This is a genomic window from Thermoflavimicrobium daqui, assembly GCF_003313465.1.
Lineage (GTDB): Bacteria > Bacillota > Bacilli > Thermoactinomycetales > Thermoactinomycetaceae > Thermoflavimicrobium > Thermoflavimicrobium daqui.
Window position 1 is genome coordinate 44,707 of record NZ_KZ845665.1, and the last position, 21,818, is coordinate 66,524.

The following is a 21,818-nucleotide window of genomic DNA, read 5'->3' on the forward strand; positions in this document are numbered from 1 at the left end:
CCAATAGGCTTATCTATTTCGATTTTTATAGCAGATCCATCTGGAGTAAAACCAGTTTATGAAATTGATGAGAATCAGGTAGTAAATGGAAATGATACTATAGATATGATATTAGAAATTTAACTATAACTTAACAATAAATTAATATGATATTAACTTATTCCATCTGATGTGAATGATAGACTAAAATCGAGATTGATTTTCCTAAATATTGGAGGAGAAATTTGTGTTTAAAAGCTTTTTAGCTAAATTGGGGCATGGTGGAGCAAAAGTTGACTTTGTCTTAGATAAATCGGATTATGCTTTAGGTGATTCACTTCGTGGTGAGCTCATCGTTCAGGGAGGAACGGTTGAACAGCAGATTAACCGCATTGATATCGAGCTGGTGATGAGTATTTATCATAAAGATCATTATTATACACAAACTGTAGGGAAAATACCGTTTCATACCCCTTTTAAAATTCAACCAGAGGAGAGGAAGAGTATTCCCGTTTCTTATGTTTTCCCAATGAATCTTCTTCTCTCAAGTTCGTCTATCTCCTATTATTTTGTTTCTCATTTGGATATTGCGGGAGCCGTAGATAGCAGTGATAAAGACTTTGTTCAGGTGCTACCCCCACTACGACTGCAAAATGCTCTAATTGCATTTGAACAGATCGGATTCTATGAGAAGCATGACTCACGCTCCTTTAACGGCTATTTGCAAGAATTTGAGTTAAAGCCAACCGGGATGTTTAAAGATCAGATCGAAGAGGTTGAATTTGTCGTTTCTCTGGAAGAGACGGGAATACGTCTTTTACTTGAGGTTGACCTATATTCTTTCTTTGGTGAGAAGGAAATTCGACGTGAGATTTGGCTTGATAATCCCCTTTGTGATGATCCAACTCAGTTAGCAACCCATCTACAAGAGATTCTTACGGAAATGATCCAGAATCCACAATCGTATGTATTCCACTCTGCTGCAACACAGGGCATTCATAAGCATACCGGCTTTGGAATAGCAGCAGGTGCAGTAGGAGGAGTGGCTGCTGGACTCATTGCAGCAGAAGTCATAGATGAAATTGGAGATGCTTTGGAAGATGTCTTTGAAGGAGATGAGGAAGAACAAAACTTTGCAGCGGATGACTTTTTTGATGGTGATGAAGATTGATCGGTTGATAATAAAGAAATGATTGAATAGGATCAGGATATAATGCAGTAGTTGCCAATGTTTCTTTTTTGAAAAAGTAATGTAGAAACCGATTAGACTCGATGCTAGGGAATAATCGGTTTTTTTATTTTTAAATGGTTGAACCCAGAATGAAAAATAGTGGCCATTTCCCAAGGATAAAGGAAAATGGCCCATAATGGATATAATATGTATATATAATACCTACAAAAAAATGAAATGAAAGTTTATATTGATAGAAAAAGCGAATAGTGATTAGTCAACAGTTGGATCAGGGATATAATCGTTGGTTGGATCTGGAATGTAGCCTAACATGATTGTCACCTCCTTTTATATGGTTAGAAAAACATTCTGTATATAAATATTACTATTTATATAAGATAGGTAAAAAAATGGAAATCCCCTTTTTAAAAAAAGAATACATTTGGTTAAATGCATTCTAATCCCTTTGGAGTACTACAAAACTTTACTTCTACTAATCGCTTGGAGTAATCCTGAAATCTCTCTATATCGCCAATCTGCTCATAGCAATAACACAGATTGACTACAATCTGCTCTTCGCGATCCATGGAGTGATGCTTTTGAGCCAAGACGAGTGCTTTTTCAAAAGGTTGTATGGCTTGATAGTATTTTTTTTGTTTGAGATAGAAGTTACCTAAAGCAATTAATGCGCTAATAAATGGCAAAATATGATCTGATCTTTCACCGATTTTGACAGCGTCTTCGAGTGGGCGCTTTGCTTCTACAAATTTATCTTGTTCGAGATACAAGAGTCCTAGTTGAGTATAAGGAGAGATTAGCAAATGTTCTTTTTTGATTTTCTCTTTAAGGTCTAATGCTGTCAAGTAGCAAATTTCTGCCTCCTCAGTTTTTTCCAAACTAAAGTAAATATTACCAAGTAAGGTCCATAGTTCTGAAGAGCGATCGTGCATTCGATTAATTCGAGCTAGCTCTATACCCGTTTCTGTACAGGTGATAGCTTGTGAGTAAAGTTTGTTTCGATGGTAGATGCGTGCTTGGAGAACATAAATACTTAAGGTGCTGTTCGTACTTTTAAACTCTTCCGGTTGTGCACGGAGTTGGTCAATGGTTTGGATGGACTCTTCTAATCTTCCCAGATCTTCTAAGTAGATGGCTTTATTTGCTAATAGCATGGACTTGACATAACTTCGCTCTCCTTCAGGAATAAAGGAGTCAATTCCTTTTTGGGTATAATGAAGAGCTTTTTCGAGTTCGTGCTTGTAAAAATAAATGGTACCAAGCTCATTATAACAAATAGGTTTAATGTTGGATTTTTCGAGAATGGGCTGTTGTTCGACCTGTTGTATAGCTTTTAAAAAGTAAGTTTCTGCTTTTTCTTTATTTTTTCGATAGTAGCTTTTTCCTTTTAGATAATTGATCATCCCAGGACAATGCGAAAAGCAATCACTACTCATTTGTCGTAATTTAGCAAGCCCTGCGTTTGGATCGACTAGATCAATCATATTTTCTATGGACATTAATTGCAGTCGATATTTTTTTTCATTCTTTTTTTCTTTTGTCATTAAATTAGATAATTGTTCAAGATTGACGTCTAATTTTTCAGCATAGTAATTAATTTTTTCTATACTAACATAAGGATTTCCACGTTCTATATTACTAATGGTCGAAGCGGATATATAATCATCAGCTAGATTTTCGATTGTATATCCATGATCTTTGCGGATTTTACGGAGCAATTCTCCTGATTTTTTTCTATCGGAGTAATTCAAAGGTGGTCACCTCATATTCGCATAGGCTATATATAATAATATGATAGAAAAAGCAATTTTCCTGCTTAAAAAGTTTATTTTTTATCGAATTTTCTCACACACAAATCCTTGCAAAAAATTTTTGCAAAAATAGGCCAAATCGGATTAAAATTGCTTATTTACCTTCATTTATTTGCAATAATAGCGAAAGCTACTTAGAAATTTGATATATTTACCAAATGTTCTGAATAAATTATAATAAATATGACTATAGCACTCCACTTTTAATTTTTTAAAAATGCCAAGGGGGAATTTTTCACATGTTAAAGCTTCGTGTAATGGGATCGCCTTTTGAGGTCCATACGTTTATAAACCATGTACAGTCTGATCCGCAGTATAAGGTGGAATATACGACAGAAGTTTATGAGCGAATCAATCAAGAAGATGAGGCGATCGCCTTCGCGAATCTGGAGTTTAGTCCACCTCAAAGAGAAGAACTCGTTGTGAAAATAACTACGGCAGACAAACAAGAGTGTGAGATTTGCTTGTTAGACGGCCAAGCTGTAAAAATTGGCGATCATATCACTTTGATTAGCGGAAAGGTATATGATGTATTCTGTTAGCCTTTCAATTTTATGGACTACTCTGCGGACTGCGACAAATTCGATCAAAAACTAGATCACTCCTAGATGGAGCTAAAAAGGATCACTGGACGGGAGTAAGTGGAGGATCGATGAGTGGTGGATTAAGAGGATAACATCGAATGTAGTGTTAACTTGAGTAACCTACATAATTGTAATGTGGAGTTGTGGAGTGTTATTCCTAACTAAAGATTACATGGAAAGTTGGGATCTGCTAGGCATATATGGATATGTTTCTAGTAGGAGGATCACTTAAAATTTTGCTCGATTTTTTCTATCTGATTCAAGGGTGGTTTTTGTTAAGTAGGCTAGGGTAATTTTGTTGAACTAATTGTGACTTATTTCTTTTTCTATTTGTGAGTTTGAAGCGGATGAGCGGATGAACTGGATCATTATCCTCCTAGATCAATCGATCCTAGGAGGTTTTTTTTATATCAATTTATGGATATTCTACTCTATAGATATTTTTAAAGTGAATTGTGCAGGTAGTTTGTCCATTGGTAACTTTTAGCCAATGTTCATAGGGATTGACTTTTTCGATAAAACCACAAAACTGCTGAGCGCTTTTTTGTTTCACGTAATAAATAAGTAAGGGAGACTCATCATGAAGCCCTTCTATAATTAAACGGTTAATTTCTTGCCATGCTTCATCTGATAAAATAGGTGGAGTAAATGTTTGGGCTTCTTGGTAATGTTCTAGTAAATTTTTTCGGTGTTCGGGTAAAAACATGCGGCTTCCTTCCCATAATTTATTTTTTCGATCAAGGGTGCTCATTTATAATGTCCCCCTATTTTTTGTGAACGCTCGATAGCTTGCCCAGCAGAAGTTAAGGAAATAGCTCGTAAAATGGCTGTATCACCAAAGCGCTTTTTGATATCATCCATAACATAACCGATTTTTATTTGTTTGTTTTCATTTTCAAATAAGCTGAATTGGATCAGATTATCGGGTATTAACTTGCTTAATTGAATACCGAGTGAACGAATTGCTTGCTCGTTCCAATAGCGGAGAAATAGCTGCCAAGCTTGTTTGAATAGCACCATGGTTTGATTGGTAAAGTCAGCTAAGGTGATTTGGCGATGAAAGCCAGTAGGAATTTCAAAGTCAGCACCTCGACAAGATACATGGAGGGTTTTTCCCAGTAGATGGTGAGTCCGGGCACGTCGGCAAACCTCTTCGCAAAGTTCGAGGAGGATCACACGTATTTCTTCAGCTGTCCGATAATCGCGCGGTAAAGTCATATGATGTCCAATCGCTTTTTGATGATCAAATGAGTGAGTAGAGACTGGAGAAAGGTCAATTCCATTGGCGGTCATCCATAGTACATTTCCATTGATACCAAAGCGTTTTTTTAAGAGTTCAATCGGAAAATGTGCTAATCCCCCAATCGTACGAATTCCCATTTGGCGTAAGTTTCGTGACATACGACGGCCAACTCCGAACATATTTTCAATAGGGAGAGGCCAGAGATGTTCTTGGAAATTGGCTGTGGTTAGCCAGAATATGCCTTGTTTATTTTTCTTAGCAAAATGATCACAGGCCATTTTAGCGAGTACTTTGTTAGGACCAATGCCGATTCGAGCATATAAGTGATGTTCTTCCCAAATCGCTTGTTGAATTTTTTGAGCAATCACAAGAGGAGGACCGAATAGTTTTTCACTTCCACCTACATCGATAAACTGTTCATCAATGGAATAAGGTTCAACTTGATCGCTAAATCGCTCTAAGATTTTTGTTAATTGAATGGAGATATCCAAATAAAGTTGCATACGTGGGCGAATGACCACTAATTGAGGACACTTTTGCTCCGCTTCCCATAGAGTATCTGCATTTTTAATCCCATATGACTTAGCAATGGGACAAGCTGCTAAGATAATACCGCTACGTCGCTTGGGATCTCCTGATACGACAACAGGGCGATATTGAAGAGAAGGGTTTTGTGCTTTTTCGATACTTGCATAAAAGGATTGGATATCTACAAGAAAAATAACAGAGTCCATCAAGAGTCACCTCGATAGTCGAACGTATGATTGTTTTTTCTTATATTGTATTATATGAGAATGCATGTTCTGTTAGTAGTGGGAAATACTTACATTTTATTGTGGCTGATCAGATGGTACGATGCAGATAGTTGTTATAAAGAAAAAAGTAAGTTAAGATAGGAACATATATTCTATAGAGGTGAAAATCATGCGTTATTATGTTCCAGAGTTATATCTAGGTACTTTATTACCAGGATCTACACAGTTTGTTGAACAATATGGAGGATTACCTTGGGGACTCGCACCAGAGAAATGGCCAAACTGTAAAGAGTGTGGAAAGCCAATGTCTTTGATTGCTCAATTTTGTCATCACAAAGAACGATTAAACTTGGGTAAAGAAGGTAGAGTGCTGTATTTGTTTCAATGTGAACAAAATGAAGGAAATTGCGCGACTTGGGACGCTGATTGCGGAGCGAATGCCGTCGTGATTTTAGAACCAGAACAGGTAAAGGGCGGGACTACTTTTGCGCCACTTGAGGATATAGAAATATTACCCGAAGCTCGTATAGTAAATTGGATCGAGAAGGAAGATGGAGTGCCAAATCAATGGGTGGAAGGACTGTTAGATGGGGATCAATATCATGAATGGTTTTTAGATGGAGTGATTCCAGAAGAGATTGAGTCCACGAAGTTAGGCGGTTTTCCAGAATGGTTACAGTGGCCACAAGCTTATGGTAAGCCTTATTATTTTGCTGGACAAATTGATTCTGGGTTAAAGGTAATGATCCCGCCAGAAGAAGAGATTTACTTGGAAAGGAAAGTTAGTGACTATGGGGATCACTATTATGAAATAACTCCGAATATAGGAGAGAAGTTTTGGGTTTATATGGATCAAAGTGATCAGAGTGAGGAGCCGATCTATAGTATCGATTTCGCCAACTTTGCCGATTCTGGGATTGGTTATTTGTTTATTGATCCCGATCCAGAAAAACCAAAGGGCAAGTTTTTGTGGCAGTGTTTATAAGTTGTCAGTTTATTTGCTTGAGACACCGAATGAAGAGAGAGCGGTGTCTTAATTTTTGATGGAGAAAGGGAAATATAAATAATATATTTGGAATGGGAAACTATAGAAAAGATCATTCTCATCGGTGAACAAGAAATAGAGGGAGATGAGACTTATTTCTAGAGAGCAGAGAAAATTAGATCATTTGAAGTTTGCTTTACAGTCCAATCAGGAAGTGAGATCTGCATTTGATGATATTCAGTTGGTACATCGGTCTCTTCCAGAGGTAAATCTATCCGATTGTAAGCTTCAGACTAGCTTAGGCGGAAAAGAACTAGCATCTCCCCTGTTAATCAATGCGATGACAGGTGGAGCTTATAAAACAGAAGAGATTAATTATCGCTTAGCGCTTGTAGCCAAAGAAACAGGGTTAAGCATGGCTGTAGGCTCACAAAAGGCTGCCTTAAATAATCCAGATCTAGCCCGAACTTATCAAGTAATCCGACAAGCAAACCCAAATGGAGTCGTTTTAGCCAATCTAAGTGCCGATAGCTCTATTGAAGAGGCTAAACAGGCTATTGCGATGATTCATGCTGACTTTTTGCAACTCCATTTAAATGTGCCACAAGAACTAGTTATGCCGGAAGGAGATCGGTATTTTACTGGATTAATGAAAAAGATACAGCAAATCGTATCATTCTCCCCAGTGCCTGTGATTGTCAAAGAAGTAGGATTTGGTATGTGTAAAGAAACGTATGAACAACTTCTTAGTGTGGGGGTAAAGCTAATCGATGTAGCTGGGCGTGGTGGAACTAATTTTATTTGGGTAGAAAACCAGCGAAGAGAAGGACAAGAGTATCATTTTCTATATCGTTGGGGTCAATCCACTGTCATTTCTTTAATTGAAGCACAAAAGTTTCATCCACAAATGGAACTAATATCCTCAGGTGGGATTCGAAATCCATTAGATATGATCAAGAGCTTTGTGCTAGGAGCCAAAGTAATTGGGATGGCTTCCCCTATTTTACGTAGTGTTCAAGAAGAGGGTGTTGAAACAACGATTCAAACCATTCATCGCTGGCATGAGCAGCTTCGTATCTTAATGACAATGCTAGGAGCAAAGTGCTTATCCGAATTACAACGGGTTCCTGCTGTAATTTTGGGGGAAACGAGGGAATGGTGTGAAAGTCGCGGATTAGACCATTATCATTATAGTCGAAGATTTTAGCTGAACAACTTTTACGCAGGGAAACTGTCGCATAATAAGGCTTTGTCTACGAACTAAAGAACTCTTAAGGTGAGTTCTTTTTTTGTTTTGGGCACATATCATAACTATAAGAGGTGATACCATGGCAATCATCCCACATAATAGCGAGCATATTAAGTTACTTGCTAGGCTCATGCGAGCAGAAGCAGAGGGAGAAGGAGAACAAGGGATGTTGATGGTAGGAAATGTAGGGGTTAATCGTGTTCTAGGGAACTGCTTAGATTTTAGAGGGATTCGCAGTATTTGGGATATGGTTTTTCAGTCACCTGGTGGATTTGAAGCAGTTCAAAGACCCTATTTCTACCAGCGGGCAAGGAAACGGGATATTCGTCTGGCAACAAAAGTTGTAGATGGTCAACGCTTTCATCCTGCTAGATATTCGTTATGGTTTTTTAAACCTGTAGGTGCTTGCCCTAGTCGATGGTTTAATCAACCGATTAGTGGTCGCTATAAAAGCCATTGCTTTTATTCACCTACCATACAAAACTGTCGAAGAATTTATCAGTTTTAGGAGGAAATGATATGTACTGGTACTACCCTTATGCTAATATTTCTCAACAACCATCTGCTCCTCAACCAGAGGTGTCGCAAAGAAGAGAGCGGAACTTCTCAGAGGACTTTTTATCAAAGAATATAGGGAGAAAAATAACGGTCTATCTCACTTTTGAAGAGAATAATCAATGGAATGCGAAAAAAGTAACCGGAACCTTACGAGCTGTAGGTCGAGACTACTTTGTGGTTCGTGACCAAGCAACCGGAAAAGATCATATGTTTTTGAATATTAATGTTGACTATTTTGTATTTGAAGATAAGCCTGCCCGATTATCAGAACAAGATGGATAAAAATAATAGTGGAATCGTAAACGGAATAGTATAATATAACTAGTGGATTTGAAAGGTTAGAAAATTGATAAAATGGATAAAACCGGGATTTCCGGTTTTTATTTTGGGGAAAGTTTGAATGATATAGACTTATTATAATAAGAGCATATTGCATCATTCAATCAGCAGCCCAGATAAGTCCTAGGATTAGAACGAATCATTTTTGGCGTCGGAAAGAAGACAACGGGAGTGAGTAAAGAAACGATGAGTGGTAATGCAGAGAGCAGTCTCTAATAAAATAAAAAGCGGATAAGAGGAGGGAAATATCATGCTAGATGACAAAGAGAAACATCAAGAAATCGAGCAAGTAGCAAGTGAATCTGCTGAAAAAATGGAGAAAGTGATGTCAAAGCAAGAAAAGATCACGAAAACACATAGTGATATTCTGTCATCAGGGCAAGCGATTTGGAAACCATTATTAATCTTTTTGATTCCAATGATTTTAAGCAATGCACTTCAATCATTTGGAAGCACAGTAGGTATGATTATCATGGGACAGGGATTAGGAGAAAACTCATTGGCGGCTGCAAGCTCTGTCATGCCAGTGCTTTTCTTCTTAATTTCATTAGTTATTGGACTTGGAAGTGCAAGTTCTGTCTTGATTGGACAAGCGTATGGTGGAGGACAAACAGCTCGTTTAAAAGAAACAGTTAATACTTCTTTAAAGTTTTCATTTCTTTTGGGGATTGTTCTTGCAGCGTTAGGGCTACTCTTTACTCATGAACTGCTACAAGTGGTGAAAATTCCACCAAGTGCAATGCCACAAGCAGTTGATTATGCGCAAATTTTATTTGCATCCTTACCTATTCAATTTATTTACATTTGTTATACCACCTTTTTAAGGGGAACGGGGGATTCGAAAACACCTTTTTATTTCCTTGTGATTAGTACGATATTATCGATTGTTTTAAGCCCCATTCTTGCATTTGGTTGGTTAGGAATGCCGAAGTTAGCGATTCAAGGGATTGCATTAGCCAATGTGATAGCTATAGTGATTTCCATGACCATTCTTTTTATTTATTTATATAAGACGAAACATATTTTAGCCTTAAGTCCTTCCTATTTGAAAAATCTAAAAATGGATAGACAAATTTTGAAGTTAATGATCAAAATTGGTATACCTACTAGTATTCAGATGGTATTTGTGTCCTTATCCGTGATTGCAGTGATATCATTTGTTAATCAGTACGGTGCACAAGCTGCTGCAGCATACGGTGCGATGGTTCAGATTATTAGTTATGTTCAATTGCCAGCTTTGAGTTTAGGGATGGCCACAGGAATTTTTGGATCGCAGTTGATTGGTGCAGACCAACCCCATCGATTAAAAGATTTACTACGTAGTGCCGTATGGATGAACTACTTGATGGGAGGTCTCTTGGTTACCCTTATTTATATATTTAGTCGTCCTATCTTATCTTTATTTTTGGTGGGTACAAACACATTAGATCTGGCGCAAAGTATGTTATTTTTAGTTGTATGGGCTTATCTCATTTTTGGACATAGTACTATTTTAGCGGGAATGATGCGTGCAAGTGGTACGGTTTTGTGGCCTACACTCATTGGAATTGTTTCAATCTGGTGTGTTCAAGTACCACTCGCTTATTTCTTATCCCATTCGGTTGGTTTAAAAGGTATTTTATATGCTTACCCGATTGCTTTTACCGTATCTGTCCTATCGCAATATATGTATTACCACTTCTTCTGGCGAAACAAATCACATCAAAATTTATTTGAAAACAATGTCTCTTCTTCTTCATGATCGTGCGCTTGGTTGTCGTGGATAAATAAAATAACTTTAAATAATAAAGGCTTCTTTTCTGATGATAAATATAAACAGGAAGAGAAGCCTAATTTTATTGGGTTAAAATGTTTAGTTTTTGTCATTATTCTTCATCTTTTTATCATAAAAATGAAAAGTAGCTCGCTCGCTGTGAAAAATATAAATCTATAATATAATGAAATATTTACATTGTTTGGATTGGGTTAATTTGTTAGAATGAAAGGGCACGTTTTTTTTATAGTAGAGAGGAGCTACTACATGCTGATTCAACAAGGACTATCTGAACTAAAGTTGATTAAAAAACGGATGGATAAGATTCAGTCCGAGCTAGCGGAATATTCTGCATGGAGCTCTAAAAAGAAACACCCTTGGGGAATCAAGGGAGCCAATCAGGAATATAGTGTGAAGCATGCTGAAAAAGAAGTACAAGCTAAAATTCAGGCATATCACGATTTGGCTAATCGTTTCTTCCGCATCAAAACAGCCATTGATCGAACAAATTTGGAAACGAAAATTACTGTGGCAGGGCGTACATTTACCCTCCATGAAGCATTAATATATAAGAACCATTTGATTGAAATGAATCAAAATCTTGTTTTTGCTTGTGATCAAGCGATTCGTCGCGCAGAGGCTGAGGTGGAACGTTTTAACTCTCGCAAAGAGAAGGACTTAGTCGATTCAGCTGATTTATTATACTTGTTTCCAAAACAAGAAATAGAAAAAGTGAATGACTTTAATATTGAATTTATGGAAAAAGTGGATGCTGCCTTACAAATTGCTAATGCGACGACAGAGATCAGCGGACTTGAAGAATAGAAAAACCAATCATGGATTTGCTTCTGTAGCGTAGGAAACCTGTTAAAATGCCCATAGACTATTTGTTAAACAAGGTAAGTGCTTAGAGCTAAGTGAAGAGTGGTCAGTGTTTAATCGACTTAGTGCTAAGGTGTAAGTGGGGAGGGTTAGACAAAATCCTGTGCTAACTTTCTATGTCTTAAAGCGAGACTTAGGCGGTGTGCTGGCAGCCGTGCAGGTTTGAGGTACAGGCTGCTATGGAAGCAAGTCGATTTTTACCTCTTATATGAGGGTTTCAATGTGAAACATGTAGAATGATCGCTTATCGCTACATTAGATCGTGCTGGCGATAGATGAAACGACTGGTTACTCGTCTTTGATTTTATCAAGTAGAGGTTTTGCTTCATTGATCGGAATAGCAAAGCTAATACTTTGTGAGGGAAAGATAATTAAGGTGTTAATACCAATCACCTTCCCCAACATATTAATTAAGGGTCCACCACTATTCCCGGGATTGATAGCAGCATCAGTTTGAAGGACACGAGGATAGACACGCTTTCCTGCTTGTAAAGGGCGATTTTTACCACTAATAATCCCAGTCGTCACTGTTTGCTCAAGACCAAATGGGTTGCCGATGGCAATTACCCATTCACCTAATTCAACATCTGAGGAAGAATCAAGAGCGATTGACTTTAACGGTCGAGATGGATGAATTTTAAGTATGGCCAAATCTTTTTCAGGCTCTCTTAAGAGAGGTTCTGCTAAAAATATCTTTTTCACACCTTCTACCTTCACCCCGATTTTATCTGCTTGCTCAATGACATGGTCATTGGTTAATATATAACCTTTGGGATGAACGATAAATCCTGAACCGAATTGATAAGAATCATGCTCATTCTCGGTAAAGAGCTGGCTCCAGACAGCATCGTAAAAGGCTTCAATTCGAGGCTTTTTTTTGATGATTAAAGAGACAACACTATTCCGAACACGCCGAACAATGGAAACAAAATGATTGACGGGATGGTTTGCGGCTAAAGTTGATTTGGATTGGAGGATACGTATTTTTCGTTCATTCATCAAATCACTCCTATCGAGTCCGTATGATCCAATCTTTTTAGTATCGTATGTTACAAAGAGTAGTCTGAACAGGGCGAAATGATAGCTTCTTAGCCTAAAGATATTGTCAACCTTAATGAAATTTGTATTGACAATGTGAATGGTTTGTTTTTCACTAATAAATAAGTGATTGATAAAGAAGGAGAAGTGGATCATGCAGGCTAGGACTTTATCGATTCGTCATATGATTTTATCTGCTTTATTTGTAGCATTAGTCGTGATTGGAGGCAAAATTATTATTCCGATGGCTCCAGCACCGATCACATTACAAACACTGGTCATTATGTTGGCCGGATCTATTTTGGGAGCACGCTGGGGAGCAGCGAGTATTCTAGTATTTGTTGCTCTGATTGCAGTTGGTCTGCCACTTTCCGCAAGTGGTCAAGGTGGGCTTGCAGCGATTCTTGGTCCAACAGGAGGATATATTCTAAGTTGGCCTATTGCTGCATTCGTTATTGGCTGGATGATTGAAAAATGGGGAAGAGCTGGAAAAGTGAAAGCTTGGCAGTTAACAGTAGCTCATGTTGTAGGTGGGATCATAGTGATTTATGCGATTGGCTTTCCATGGCTTCTCGCAGTTACTGGATTACCACTGAATAAAGCATTTTTTAGTGCTTTCCTAATTTTCTTGCCAGGTGATTTAATCAAAGCTGTGGCAGCTACAGCTATCGCTATGGCTTTATATCGGGCAATGCCCAGTATGCGACCTCAGAGGTAAAATCTTTGGAGTATGATTGGATTAGAGGATGAATCTCTCTTTCTTCTACGATGTTTACTAAAAGGTTGAAAGAGAGGTTCATCCTTTATAAATGGAGAAGTCTGAGTTTATCGAAAATGATTTTATGCTAGAATAAAATAAACAGACAAATAGAGAGGAAGAAGTAAATGAAATGGCCAAATATTAATCCTCTTTGTATCGAAGCGATGGAAGCAGCAACCAAACGGGTAAACTCTCTAACGAAACCACTTCATAGTTTAGGACAGCTAGAAAAGATGGCGATACGTTTGGCAGGGATTACGGGTCATCCATTTCCTGAAGTATCGCAAAAAGCGGTTGTAGTGATGTGTGGAGATCATGGGATTGCGAAAGCAGGAGTCAGTGCTTATCCACAAGAGGTAACAGGGCTCATGATCCATAACTTTGTGAATGGAAAAGCTGCGATCAATGTATTGTCTCATTTAGCTGGAGCAAATGTCCATGTGGTGGATGTAGGTAGTTACTTAGAAGAAATACCTGAAGTGGTGATCGATAAAAAAGTCCGATTTGGAACCCGGAACTTTGCTGAAGAACCAGCGATGACACAATCAGAAGTAGAGCAAGCCATACAAGTTGGGATTGACATGGTTAGTCAATTAAAAAAGCAAGGCGTACAGTTATTAGCTGTGGGTGAAATGGGGATTGGGAATACGACTGTAGCTACAGCTCTTACAGCTGCTTTTACAGGGCGACCAGTTGAAGAATTAGTGGGACGCGGAACGGGGCTGGATGATCAAAGTTACCAGCATAAAACAGATATCATTAAGCAAGCGTTAGCACTCCATCAACCTGATCCAGAAAAGCCGTTGCAGGTTTTAGCACAAGTAGGTGGTCTAGAAGTAGCAGCTATGGCTGGAGCATATATAGGAGCTGCATCAGCTGGAATGCCTGTTCTAGTAGATGGAGTGATATCTACTGTGGCAGCCTATGTGGCAGTAAAGTTAATACCTCGTGTACAAGATTATCTATTTGCCTCCCATCAATCGGTTGAACCAGCTCACCTCGTACTTTTACAAGCGCTTGACTTACAGCCAATTATTCACGCGGATCTTTGTTTGGGAGAAGCAAGTGGAGCAGCGCTTGCCTTTCCGCTGATAGATGCTGCTGTTGCGATTGTTCGTGAAATGGCAACTTTTGCTGATCTGGGGTTACCAAATCCGAATTAATTGAGACAGAAAGGAAACAAGTGGATGATTGCATGCCTATCTATTTTTACGGGAATTGCAGGGATGGCTTATTTCATTGCTGTATCACAAAGGGCGACAACATGGATGTATTTATTAAAGCCTGGCACCATGTTTATCATTATGGGAATAGTAGGAGTATCTTTAGATACCCAACAGAGCTATGATTGGTTGATTTTATTGGGACTCATTTTTTCAGTGATTGGTGACATATTTCTTATGTTACCTAATGATCGATTTATTCACGGATTAATTGCTTTTTTTTGTGCCCATGTGATTTATGTAGTTGCCTTTCCTGTAGATGATATGCTTTCATGGAAGTCTTTAATTGTGGCGATTGTGCTGGTTTCTCTTTTTATTATTTATTTATTACTGCTTCGTCCAGGGATAGTTGCAGAAGGCTCTATAAAGTTATTGATACCAGTAGCACTGTATATGGTCATCATCTCATTGATGGTATATCAAGGAATTTTAAGTGGACAACCTTTGCTTATAGCGGGCGCTCTTTCTTTTTATCTATCAGATGCGATTTTGGCATGGAATCGTTTTGTGAAACCATTACGCTGGGGAACGTATGGTGTTATGACCAGTTATTATTTTGCTCAATACTGCATTGCCCTAAGTGTTGGGGCTAATTAATGTTCACAGGAATAGAGAGGCTGCCTTCTAAATCAGTCGCTCATCGCTTCCTCACTCACTCTCTCCCCATCTGAATCTAGAAAAGATCTAGATTTTTGATCAAATTATGTAACATGATTTATAGATTTATGGTTTATAGCAACATTTCCCTAAAAGGGAATGTTGCTTTTATACTGAAAAAAAGCAAGGGGGTGATTATTCATGATAAGAAAAGGGAATATGTTGAATCAGGTTAACTTACAAAAAAGGCATGTTTGGAGGTGACAGGGTGGATTTACCTCGCGAGACATTAACCGTCACATTTCAAGTCGTCACGCCACTTTTTTTATCAGGTGCCGAACAAGATAAAGCGGAAATTCGTTTACCCTCGGTTAAAGGGGCGCTTCGGTATTGGTATCGCGCGATTCAACCTCAATATAATCAATTAGACAAAGAATCTACTGGTGCAAGCTTAGAGGAGCAGTTATTTGGGGGAACAGGTTCTGGAGCTGGCTTAGGCCGCTTTTTACTACGTGACGTCTCGACGGAGGAGGTGAAGCAAAATATCCGCCGTCGATTTGATCCTGTTTTTAGTAAAGACTTATCTTATCTAAGCTTTTCATTAAGATCCAAAAAGTTAGAGCGAGATTATATTCAACCTGATCAAGAGTTTAAGATTCAACTGGTACTGCGACCAGAGACTAACACAGAGCGTCAGAAACGAAACTGGCAGGAGCTCATGGCAAGTATTTGGTTATTAGGTCATGTTGGAGGACTAGGAGCACGAAGTCGTCGGGGGTTTGGTAGTGTTCAGTTATCGAGCTGGGAGGCACCACCCGACTCATTGGCACAACAAGTATTAAAAGAGTTACATATTGCACATCAACAGCAAACAAGTCAGGATTGGCTAAAAGCTTTTATGCATAGCCTTAAAGTCATTCATAGCTGGTTTGTAAATTATTCAGAGAGCCCAACACATACGGTTATAAACCAACAAACAGGCTTTTATCTGGCTAGTACTGGTTTTGCTCACTGGGAGAAAGCTTTAGCCTATGGTGCTAAATGTATTAAGGAATTTCGAGAACAAAAAGGAATCCGCCGTGTAGCATTAGGATTACCGATGATCCTACCAAATAAGGTGATAATTCAACCAAAAAAAAGGGAAGGGAATCGAGTTGCCTCTCCAGTCTGGCTGAGGATTGTAAGAATAGGCAAGGAGTTTTATCCATTTTTTTCGGTATTGTCAGCACCTTTCCCTCAGATAGAAAAGATGGATAAAGGTCAAAGTCGAAATGTTCACATTCATCATCAAACAGTTTTAGAGGAATTTAAAAACTATCTTGTTGAGCAAGGATATAGTCAGGGGGCGAGTTTGTGAGCCAAAAGACGCATTTCCATTTTACGATCGGTCCAGTCCAAGGATTTGTGGCCCAGTCACGTCGTACCCGTGACTTGCTCGCGAGCTCTTTTCTTTTGTCCTATTTATCCGGACATGCGATGATGGCAGCCATTCGAGAAGGATGTCATATTGTTTTTCCTTATGTCCATGAGCGAAAAGGAGTAGAATGTAACTTACACGATCCTTTACTCCAAGCGATTGATGCGTGTTTAAAAGGGCAAGCTCCTCAAGATGGACCGTGGATTGGTTCTTTACCCAATCGCTTTAAAGCAGAGGTACCCGAAGGATTAGATCCTATCAAGAGTGCCCAAGCCTGTCAAAAAGCGGTGGTTAAAGCTTGGAAACGAGTAAGTGAAGCAGTGTGGAACTATACGGTAGCCCCGATTGCTCATTTAGGACAAGGAACACGTGCTATTTGGGATCGCCAGACACAAAATTTTTGGGAAATGGCATGGGTTATAGGCGAAGAGGAGGATCTACTCGATCGACGTAAAAACTGGCGTAGTTATATTCCACCAGAAGAGCCTGGGGATAAGTGTACATTAATGGGCTCTCTACAAGAGGTTTCTGGGCATTTTCGTGGTGATAAGCAACGGAAGTTTTGGAAATCACTACGAAACCGGTTAAAAGGTTTTGATCTGGGGCTTGATGAACGGCTCAGCACCATTGGCTTAATTAAACGCTTTTTTGTTAAAGAAGAGGTTACAAAAGCGGCAATTGGTTGGGATTTCCCAGATCAAGCAAGGCTTTTTCCTTCGACTGCCTATATTGCCATCATTCCTTGGTTAGCCGAAGTTGTAAAGCAAGCTCCACAGGAAGCACAGGCTTATATGGAAGCAGCTAGACTTTGTAAGGTAGATATGAGTGAGTACCCCAAACGTTTTGGACTACCTCATTTGTCAAAGTATGGGTTTACTCAATTGCAAGGTCAAGCTTTTTATCAAAGCTATATGGAAAATGACCGGAATTTTGAAAAAGGTTTAATTAAAGAACGGCAACGAATGAAAGAATCCTATCAACAGTTGATAGATGCGATGGACAAGCAGGAACCGAATCCGTATTATGCTTTGATTTTAATGGATGGGGATCGTTTAGGTGCGTTGTTGCAAAAGAGGTCAGAAAAGGAAGGGAAAGTCGGAAAGCTTGTAAGCCAATCACTGGCTCAGTTTACAGAGGGAATCGAGCTACTGGTAAGCGAGCATCAAGGAGTCACTATTTATGCTGGTGGTGACGATGTGTTAGCCATGGTTCCAATGGAACAAGCTTTGGCAGTGGTGGTAAAGCTACGTGAAAAATATATGACCTCCTTTTCCAAAATAATGGAATCATCCGATGATGCTACTATTTCCGCTGCCATTGTTTATGCGCATTATCGAGCTCCACTACAAGAGGTCTTACAACATGCTCATCAATTATTAGATAAGGAAGCGAAAGAAAAGTCTGGGCGAAATAGTTTAGCGATCAGCGTATGGAAGAGCTCAGGTATAGATTTAACATGGTCAGCACCATGGGAGATCATTTATGATCAGAAAAGTGATCATAAGCGAACGGTTTTAGAAAAGCTGGCGATTGAGTTCCAATCGGAACAAGCTTTGGTTAGTAGTAGCTTTCTTTATAAGTTACGTGAGTTGTATGAGCAGTATCCGAAATTTAAAGAGGACCAACAAGAAAATCGGGAGATATTACTTCATCTCATCACCGCTGATTTGCTACGGATTCAAGAAGGTTCTGGGCTTCACCATCAAGAAGCAGAGGAGAAAATTAAAGCGTTGTTAAATGTCTGCTTTCGAAGCCGGTATGAACAGAAGGAATTGATCCAAGATGATCATTTTAGTATCGCGGGAGCCTTGCTTGTGCGCTTTTTAGGGCAGAGAGGAGGGGAGTTTAGATGAGTCGATTTTGGTCTTTTCGTGCTCTAGATACCTTGTTTATTCGTGATGGTACCCCTTTTCATCGTGGAGAAGAAGGCGCTAGTCAACCGAAAAGTTTATTTCCTCCTACGATGAAGACATTACAAGGAGCGATTCGTACAGCTCTAGCTTGTAAACAAGGATGGAAACCGAGTCAAGATCCAAGAAAGTCTAATCCATTGCCAGAAGGGCTAGGGAGTGACAACGACTTAGGTTGTCTTCGTTTTAAAGGTCCCTATCTTCGTTACCAAGGGAAGAGATTATATCCTGCGCCTCTCCTTTTGTTTGGTAAGAAAGATGAGAAAGGCTGGGATCTTACACGCCTCGCTCCAGGTCAGTCTGTTTATTGTGATTTAGATCATACCAAGGAGCTTCGATTGCCTAAGCTAGTCAATCGTATAGAAGATGGAGATTTATTAGCTGTATGGTTAACGGCGACAGGGCTCAAACAAGTATTAGCAGGCGGCCAACCTTCTGGGGATGAGATATATCTGACAGAAGATCTGTGGAAGGAAGAAAAGCGGATTGGGATTGCTCGTGATAACCAAACGCGTAAAGCTGAAGACCATCACTTATATACGGTTCAGCATATTCGTCCAGATCAGGAATTAGAAATACTGGTGTATGTAGAAGGAATTCCAGATGAGTGGCATCCAACGGGAGAGTTCGGCATTCCACTAGGTGGGGAAGGTCGATCAGCACATGTTCAGGTGTTGGGAGAAGAAGAGACAAACCAGCTTCTGGAAGAAGACTTTGGGGCTCTACCTGATATCGTTTTAACAGGGGAGTCTAAGATTCGATTTACTGTAAGCTTAATTACACCTGGTTACTATGAGAATACAAAGGACGTAATTCGTCTGGGACCTCCTAAGATTCCAGGAGAATGTGTTTCGGCAAGCATTGGGAAAGTCATGCAGTTAGGTGGATGGAATTTAAAAGAGGGACGACCGAGACCTCTCCTTTCGTTAATACCAGCTGGAAGTACATGGTTTTTTGAGATATCCAATGAATCAAAAGCAGCTGTGGAAGCTTTGCATCAAACACTGACAGGGGATATGCAGGAGTATGGAATGGGAGAAATTGTGATTGGGATTTGGAAAGAAGAGGGGGTTACATAATTATGAAAGGGTTTATTATGGGCATGTTTGCCGAGACATCCATTCATCCTGGATCTGGACAAGTATTTAGTGTCATCGATTTACCTGTAGCACGTGAATCAACGACCCATTATCCAATGGTAGCAGGGTCAGGGCTTAAAGGAGCACTTCGGAATAAAGTGGAGCAAGAATGGAAAGTGGAAGCAGAACTCCCATCTGAAGCGAAGGGTAAAGTTTTTGAAATTTTTGGAAGCGGAGATGGTGCGGGTGGGGTAAGTATTTCCGACGCACGTTTATTATTGTTACCTGTTCGTTCGCTAACAGGGCATTTTCGTTGGATTACCTGCCCTTATATTTTAGAACGTTATGCCCGTGATTTAGCGATGATTAACAAGAAGATGATGATATCTGAGCTAAGAGAAACGGTGAAGAAAGAAGCAATTGTAGCAGAAAGTAAAGAAGGATACGTATTTTTGGAAGAGCTTTCTTTTACTGTTAAAGAGGAGCCTGATGTAATTCATCAGGTGAAAGAGCAATTGGAACAAGTCATTCCCATTCAGGCGATCCGAGAACGGTTAACCGAACAGCTGGTCATTCTTCCTGATGATGAATTCGCCTATTTTGCTAAGTTTGGTCTTCCGATCTATGCACGTAATTCCTTGCATGAAGTAACGAAAAAGAGTCAGGGATTATGGTACGAAGAGACTCTTCCGCCTGATACTTTGATGTATAGTGTACTGATTGCAAGACCCGGTAAAGAAAAGGCTTTGACTGAACTAAGAGACACCCTTGAAGAACAACCCTATATTCAAGTGGGTGGAAATGAAACGGTGGGACAAGGTTGGTTTATAACACGAGTGATCGATTGAGGAGGGATGGATTATGGTAGATCAAACATTAGACCAACAGCGAGCTGCTGACGCACTGGATAAAGTGAAAGATATCGAAAATAATCAGGCGAAGCAGCTCGGTGATGACTATGCAAGTTATGTCACTAGCTTGCCTGCTGATATTTTGATCAATGGCTTAGGACAAGCTTTGGCACAGCTGATCGCTGCAGCTAAGAGAAGTAAAAATGATCCCCATTTATGGTTATATGAAAATATACAACATTGGATTTTACATCGTTCCCCACTAGCGAAGAAACTAAATCCTGATCAAAAATCTCTTGATCTCATTCAAGTAATTATGAACCATGATCGCCAAACTTATCAACATATTCAAGCAGAAATTATTGCATGGTTAGAATGGCATAAAAAGTTGGCTACGGCATATCTAAAGCAGCCGGAGAGTGAACAAGCATGAGCCGGCATAAGGTAGATCGATATCGCCCATTATACCAAGATCCTGTATTAGAAAACCTAAAGCAGTGTCCGCCCGATGCCAATATAGGCCTGTGGTATGAAAAATTTTGTGGTGAATGGACATTGCATGAAGGACATGAGCGATCTTGGCAATTGGGAAATCATAAACGAAATTGGATTCAAAAGCTAACCCATGGACAACAAAAAGTTGGACAAGCTTGGCGTATTCAAGCTGCCCTTACCCGAATGGAAGATTTAATCTTTAGTCAAAGAGGAAAGCTTTTCTTTATGAAAACCGCAACGCGCTTTGTGACGGGACTGGGTCGTTCACATCCTGTAGAAAACGGCTTTGCTTGGCATCCTACTTTAGGAACAGCATACCTACCGGGCTCTTCTATTAAAGGGGTCGTACGTAATTGGGCACAAGAATGGACAGATACCCCTAATGAGATCATTTCTCGTATTTTTGGCTCTGTTAAAAAAAATAGTGGGGAAATGGCAGGCAGTATCATTTTTTTTGATGCCATAGCGACCGCACCGATACAGCTTGATATGGAGATTTTAACTCCGCACTTTTCGCCATACTATCAGGATAAAGCGAATCCTCCACGTGATTGGTATTCACCTATACCGATCCCCTATTTAGTGGTAGCAAAAGATCAACCTTTTCTCTTTGCGATTGCTCCACGGAACAATGATGCAATCGGACAGGAAGATTTAGAGAGGGTGGAGAAATGGTTAAAAGAAGCACTAGAGTGGATTGGAGCGGGGGCGAAAACGGCACTAGGATATGGACGATTTAAACAGCAAAAAGCTTGGCAGGAACATACCCACAAACGCAAAGAAGAGCAGGAACGAAAACGAGCTTTAGCTAATCTATCTCCCATCGAACGTGAAATGGTAGAAGATGGTTATGACCGAGATCCCAATCAATTTATGGCTGCATTGACAACAAAATGGCTCAATCGAATGGAAGATGAGAGCACTCCAAAAGCGGAGCAAATGGAGATCGCGGAAAAATTGGCTCGATGGTATCAACAATATAAACCGAAAGATTGGAAGAAACCCAAAGGGAAAAATGAGGCGAAGATTAAACGGATTCGGGTAATCTTGGATAGAGAAAATATTTAAGAAGCGATAGACAGATCTGTTGATGGTAAGAGAATGGATCTGTCTTTTTCTAG

At 39.5% G+C, this 21,818-nt stretch carries 21 protein-coding genes; 17 read left to right on the forward strand and 4 right to left on the reverse strand.

Going from position 1 to position 21,818, the window contains the following annotated elements; genetic code table 11:
• Nucleotides 1–226 precede the first annotated feature (226 nt).
• Nucleotides 227–1,150, forward strand: coding sequence for a sporulation protein (locus DL897_RS05820; protein WP_168188665.1), 924 nt, complete (start codon nt 227–229; stop codon nt 1,148–1,150).
• Nucleotides 1,151–1,596: 446 nt separating this feature from the next.
• Here DL897_RS05820 and DL897_RS05825 read toward each other — a convergent pair whose 3' ends face one another.
• Entirely contained in the window at nt 1,597–2,919 is a 1,323-nt protein-coding gene (locus DL897_RS05825; protein ID WP_113658209.1) for a helix-turn-helix domain-containing protein, read from the reverse strand.
• A gap of 299 nt (nt 2,920–3,218) precedes the next feature.
• Between DL897_RS05825 and DL897_RS05830 the strand changes: the two genes are divergently transcribed.
• Nucleotides 3,219–3,521: a hypothetical protein gene (locus tag DL897_RS05830; RefSeq protein WP_113658210.1), complete on the forward strand. Its 303-nt coding sequence runs from the start codon at nt 3,219–3,221 to the stop codon at nt 3,519–3,521.
• Nucleotides 3,522–3,978: 457 nt separating this feature from the next.
• On the opposite strand, the gene DL897_RS05835 is transcribed toward DL897_RS05830, so the two are convergent.
• On the reverse strand, nt 3,979–4,314 hold the full coding sequence (locus DL897_RS05835; RefSeq protein ID WP_113658211.1) for a YolD-like family protein: 336 nt from the start codon (nt 4,312–4,314) through the stop codon (nt 3,979–3,981).
• Complete coding sequence (locus DL897_RS05840) at nt 4,311–5,543, reverse strand: DNA polymerase IV (protein WP_240627286.1); 1,233 nt, start codon at nt 5,541–5,543, stop codon at nt 4,311–4,313. The genes DL897_RS05835 and DL897_RS05840 overlap by 4 nt, the downstream gene beginning before the upstream one ends.
• A 187-nt stretch (nt 5,544–5,730) precedes the next feature.
• Between DL897_RS05840 and DL897_RS05845 the strand changes: the two genes are divergently transcribed.
• The 6 genes from DL897_RS05845 to DL897_RS05870 all read left to right on the forward strand — a co-directional run bounded on the left by DL897_RS05845 (nt 5,731) and on the right by DL897_RS05870 (nt 11,270).
• Entirely contained in the window at nt 5,731–6,546 is an 816-nt protein-coding gene (locus tag DL897_RS05845) for a hypothetical protein (RefSeq protein ID WP_113658213.1), read from the forward strand.
• Between the two features lie 145 nt (nt 6,547–6,691).
• Nucleotides 6,692–7,753: a type 2 isopentenyl-diphosphate Delta-isomerase gene (gene fni / locus DL897_RS05850; protein WP_113658214.1), complete on the forward strand. Its 1,062-nt coding sequence runs from the start codon at nt 6,692–6,694 to the stop codon at nt 7,751–7,753.
• A gap of 121 nt (nt 7,754–7,874) precedes the next feature.
• Nucleotides 7,875–8,303 (forward strand): cell wall hydrolase, encoded by a 429-nt coding sequence (locus tag DL897_RS05855; RefSeq protein ID WP_113658215.1) that lies wholly within the window; start codon nt 7,875–7,877, stop codon nt 8,301–8,303.
• An 11-nt stretch (nt 8,304–8,314) separates the two neighbouring features.
• Complete coding sequence (locus DL897_RS05860; RefSeq protein WP_113658216.1) at nt 8,315–8,635, forward strand: spore coat protein GerQ; 321 nt, start codon at nt 8,315–8,317, stop codon at nt 8,633–8,635.
• A 382-nt stretch (nt 8,636–9,017) separates the two neighbouring features.
• Nucleotides 9,018–10,433: an MATE family efflux transporter gene (locus DL897_RS05865; RefSeq protein ID WP_240627304.1), complete on the forward strand. Its 1,416-nt coding sequence runs from the start codon at nt 9,018–9,020 to the stop codon at nt 10,431–10,433.
• 279 nt (nt 10,434–10,712) lie between these two features.
• Complete coding sequence (locus DL897_RS05870; RefSeq protein ID WP_113658218.1) at nt 10,713–11,270, forward strand: hypothetical protein; 558 nt, start codon at nt 10,713–10,715, stop codon at nt 11,268–11,270.
• A gap of 345 nt (nt 11,271–11,615) precedes the next feature.
• Here DL897_RS05870 and DL897_RS05875 read toward each other — a convergent pair whose 3' ends face one another.
• Entirely contained in the window at nt 11,616–12,326 is a 711-nt protein-coding gene (locus tag DL897_RS05875) for a S1C family serine protease (RefSeq protein WP_168188666.1), read from the reverse strand.
• A gap of 193 nt (nt 12,327–12,519) precedes the next feature.
• Here DL897_RS05875 and DL897_RS05880 point away from each other — a divergent pair, with 193 nt between their 5' ends.
• The 9 genes from DL897_RS05880 to cmr6 all read left to right on the forward strand — a co-directional run bounded on the left by DL897_RS05880 (nt 12,520) and on the right by cmr6 (nt 21,765).
• A complete protein-coding gene (locus DL897_RS05880; RefSeq protein ID WP_113658220.1) occupies nt 12,520–13,083 on the forward strand; it encodes a biotin transporter BioY in 564 nt (187 codons plus the stop codon).
• 167 nt (nt 13,084–13,250) lie between these two features.
• The gene (cobT, locus tag DL897_RS05885; RefSeq protein WP_113658221.1) at nt 13,251–14,288 is read left to right on the forward strand and encodes a nicotinate-nucleotide--dimethylbenzimidazole phosphoribosyltransferase; all 1,038 of its coding nucleotides are present in this window, start codon (nt 13,251–13,253) and stop codon (nt 14,286–14,288) included.
• Nucleotides 14,289–14,312: 24 nt separating this feature from the next.
• The gene (locus DL897_RS05890) at nt 14,313–14,945 is read left to right on the forward strand and encodes a lysoplasmalogenase (RefSeq protein WP_113658222.1); all 633 of its coding nucleotides are present in this window, start codon (nt 14,313–14,315) and stop codon (nt 14,943–14,945) included.
• A 268-nt stretch (nt 14,946–15,213) separates the two neighbouring features.
• Nucleotides 15,214–16,302 carry a type III-B CRISPR module RAMP protein Cmr1 gene (gene cmr1, locus DL897_RS05895; RefSeq protein WP_168188667.1) on the forward strand — a complete coding sequence of 363 codons (1,089 nt, stop codon included), beginning with the start codon at nt 15,214–15,216 and terminating at the stop codon, nt 16,300–16,302.
• A complete protein-coding gene (gene cas10, locus DL897_RS05900; protein WP_113658224.1) occupies nt 16,299–18,215 on the forward strand; it encodes a type III-B CRISPR-associated protein Cas10/Cmr2 in 1,917 nt (638 codons plus the stop codon). Before cmr1 ends, cas10 begins: the two co-directional genes overlap by 4 nt.
• Nucleotides 18,212–19,351 (forward strand): type III-B CRISPR module-associated Cmr3 family protein, encoded by a 1,140-nt coding sequence (locus DL897_RS05905; protein WP_113658225.1) that lies wholly within the window; start codon nt 18,212–18,214, stop codon nt 19,349–19,351. The genes cas10 and DL897_RS05905 overlap by 4 nt, the downstream gene beginning before the upstream one ends.
• A 2-nt stretch (nt 19,352–19,353) precedes the next feature.
• A complete protein-coding gene (gene cmr4 / locus DL897_RS05910) occupies nt 19,354–20,199 on the forward strand; it encodes a type III-B CRISPR module RAMP protein Cmr4 (RefSeq protein ID WP_113658226.1) in 846 nt (281 codons plus the stop codon).
• Nucleotides 20,200–20,212: 13 nt separating this feature from the next.
• Nucleotides 20,213–20,635, forward strand: a complete 423-nt coding sequence (gene cmr5 / locus DL897_RS05915) for a type III-B CRISPR module-associated protein Cmr5 (RefSeq protein ID WP_113658227.1) — start codon at nt 20,213–20,215, stop codon at nt 20,633–20,635.
• On the forward strand, nt 20,632–21,765 hold the full coding sequence (cmr6, locus tag DL897_RS05920) for a type III-B CRISPR module RAMP protein Cmr6 (protein WP_206186494.1): 1,134 nt from the start codon (nt 20,632–20,634) through the stop codon (nt 21,763–21,765). The genes cmr5 and cmr6 overlap by 4 nt, the downstream gene beginning before the upstream one ends.
• The last annotated feature ends 53 nt before the right edge of the window (nt 21,766–21,818 follow it).

Coding starts and splice junctions, on each gene's coding strand:
- DL897_RS05830 (WP_113658210.1), top strand. CDS start 3,219: ATGTTAAAGCTTCGTGTAATGGGATCGCCTTTTGAGGTCCATACGTTT.
- DL897_RS05835 (WP_113658211.1), bottom strand. CDS start 4,314: ATGAGCACCCTTGATCGAAAAAATAAATTATGGGAAGGAAGCCGCATG.
- DL897_RS05845 (WP_113658213.1), top strand. CDS start 5,731: ATGCGTTATTATGTTCCAGAGTTATATCTAGGTACTTTATTACCAGGA.
- fni (WP_113658214.1), top strand. CDS start 6,692: ATGAGACTTATTTCTAGAGAGCAGAGAAAATTAGATCATTTGAAGTTT.
- DL897_RS05855 (WP_113658215.1), top strand. CDS start 7,875: ATGGCAATCATCCCACATAATAGCGAGCATATTAAGTTACTTGCTAGG.
- DL897_RS05860 (WP_113658216.1), top strand. CDS start 8,315: ATGTACTGGTACTACCCTTATGCTAATATTTCTCAACAACCATCTGCT.
- DL897_RS05865 (WP_240627304.1), top strand. CDS start 9,018: ATGTCAAAGCAAGAAAAGATCACGAAAACACATAGTGATATTCTGTCA.
- DL897_RS05870 (WP_113658218.1), top strand. CDS start 10,713: ATGCTGATTCAACAAGGACTATCTGAACTAAAGTTGATTAAAAAACGG.
- DL897_RS05875 (WP_168188666.1), bottom strand. CDS start 12,326: ATGAATGAACGAAAAATACGTATCCTCCAATCCAAATCAACTTTAGCC.
- DL897_RS05880 (WP_113658220.1), top strand. CDS start 12,520: ATGCAGGCTAGGACTTTATCGATTCGTCATATGATTTTATCTGCTTTA.
- cobT (WP_113658221.1), top strand. CDS start 13,251: ATGAAATGGCCAAATATTAATCCTCTTTGTATCGAAGCGATGGAAGCA.
- DL897_RS05890 (WP_113658222.1), top strand. CDS start 14,313: ATGATTGCATGCCTATCTATTTTTACGGGAATTGCAGGGATGGCTTAT.
- DL897_RS05905 (WP_113658225.1), top strand. CDS start 18,212: ATGAGTCGATTTTGGTCTTTTCGTGCTCTAGATACCTTGTTTATTCGT.
- cmr4 (WP_113658226.1), top strand. CDS start 19,354: ATGAAAGGGTTTATTATGGGCATGTTTGCCGAGACATCCATTCATCCT.
- cmr5 (WP_113658227.1), top strand. CDS start 20,213: ATGGTAGATCAAACATTAGACCAACAGCGAGCTGCTGACGCACTGGAT.
- cmr6 (WP_206186494.1), top strand. CDS start 20,632: ATGAGCCGGCATAAGGTAGATCGATATCGCCCATTATACCAAGATCCT.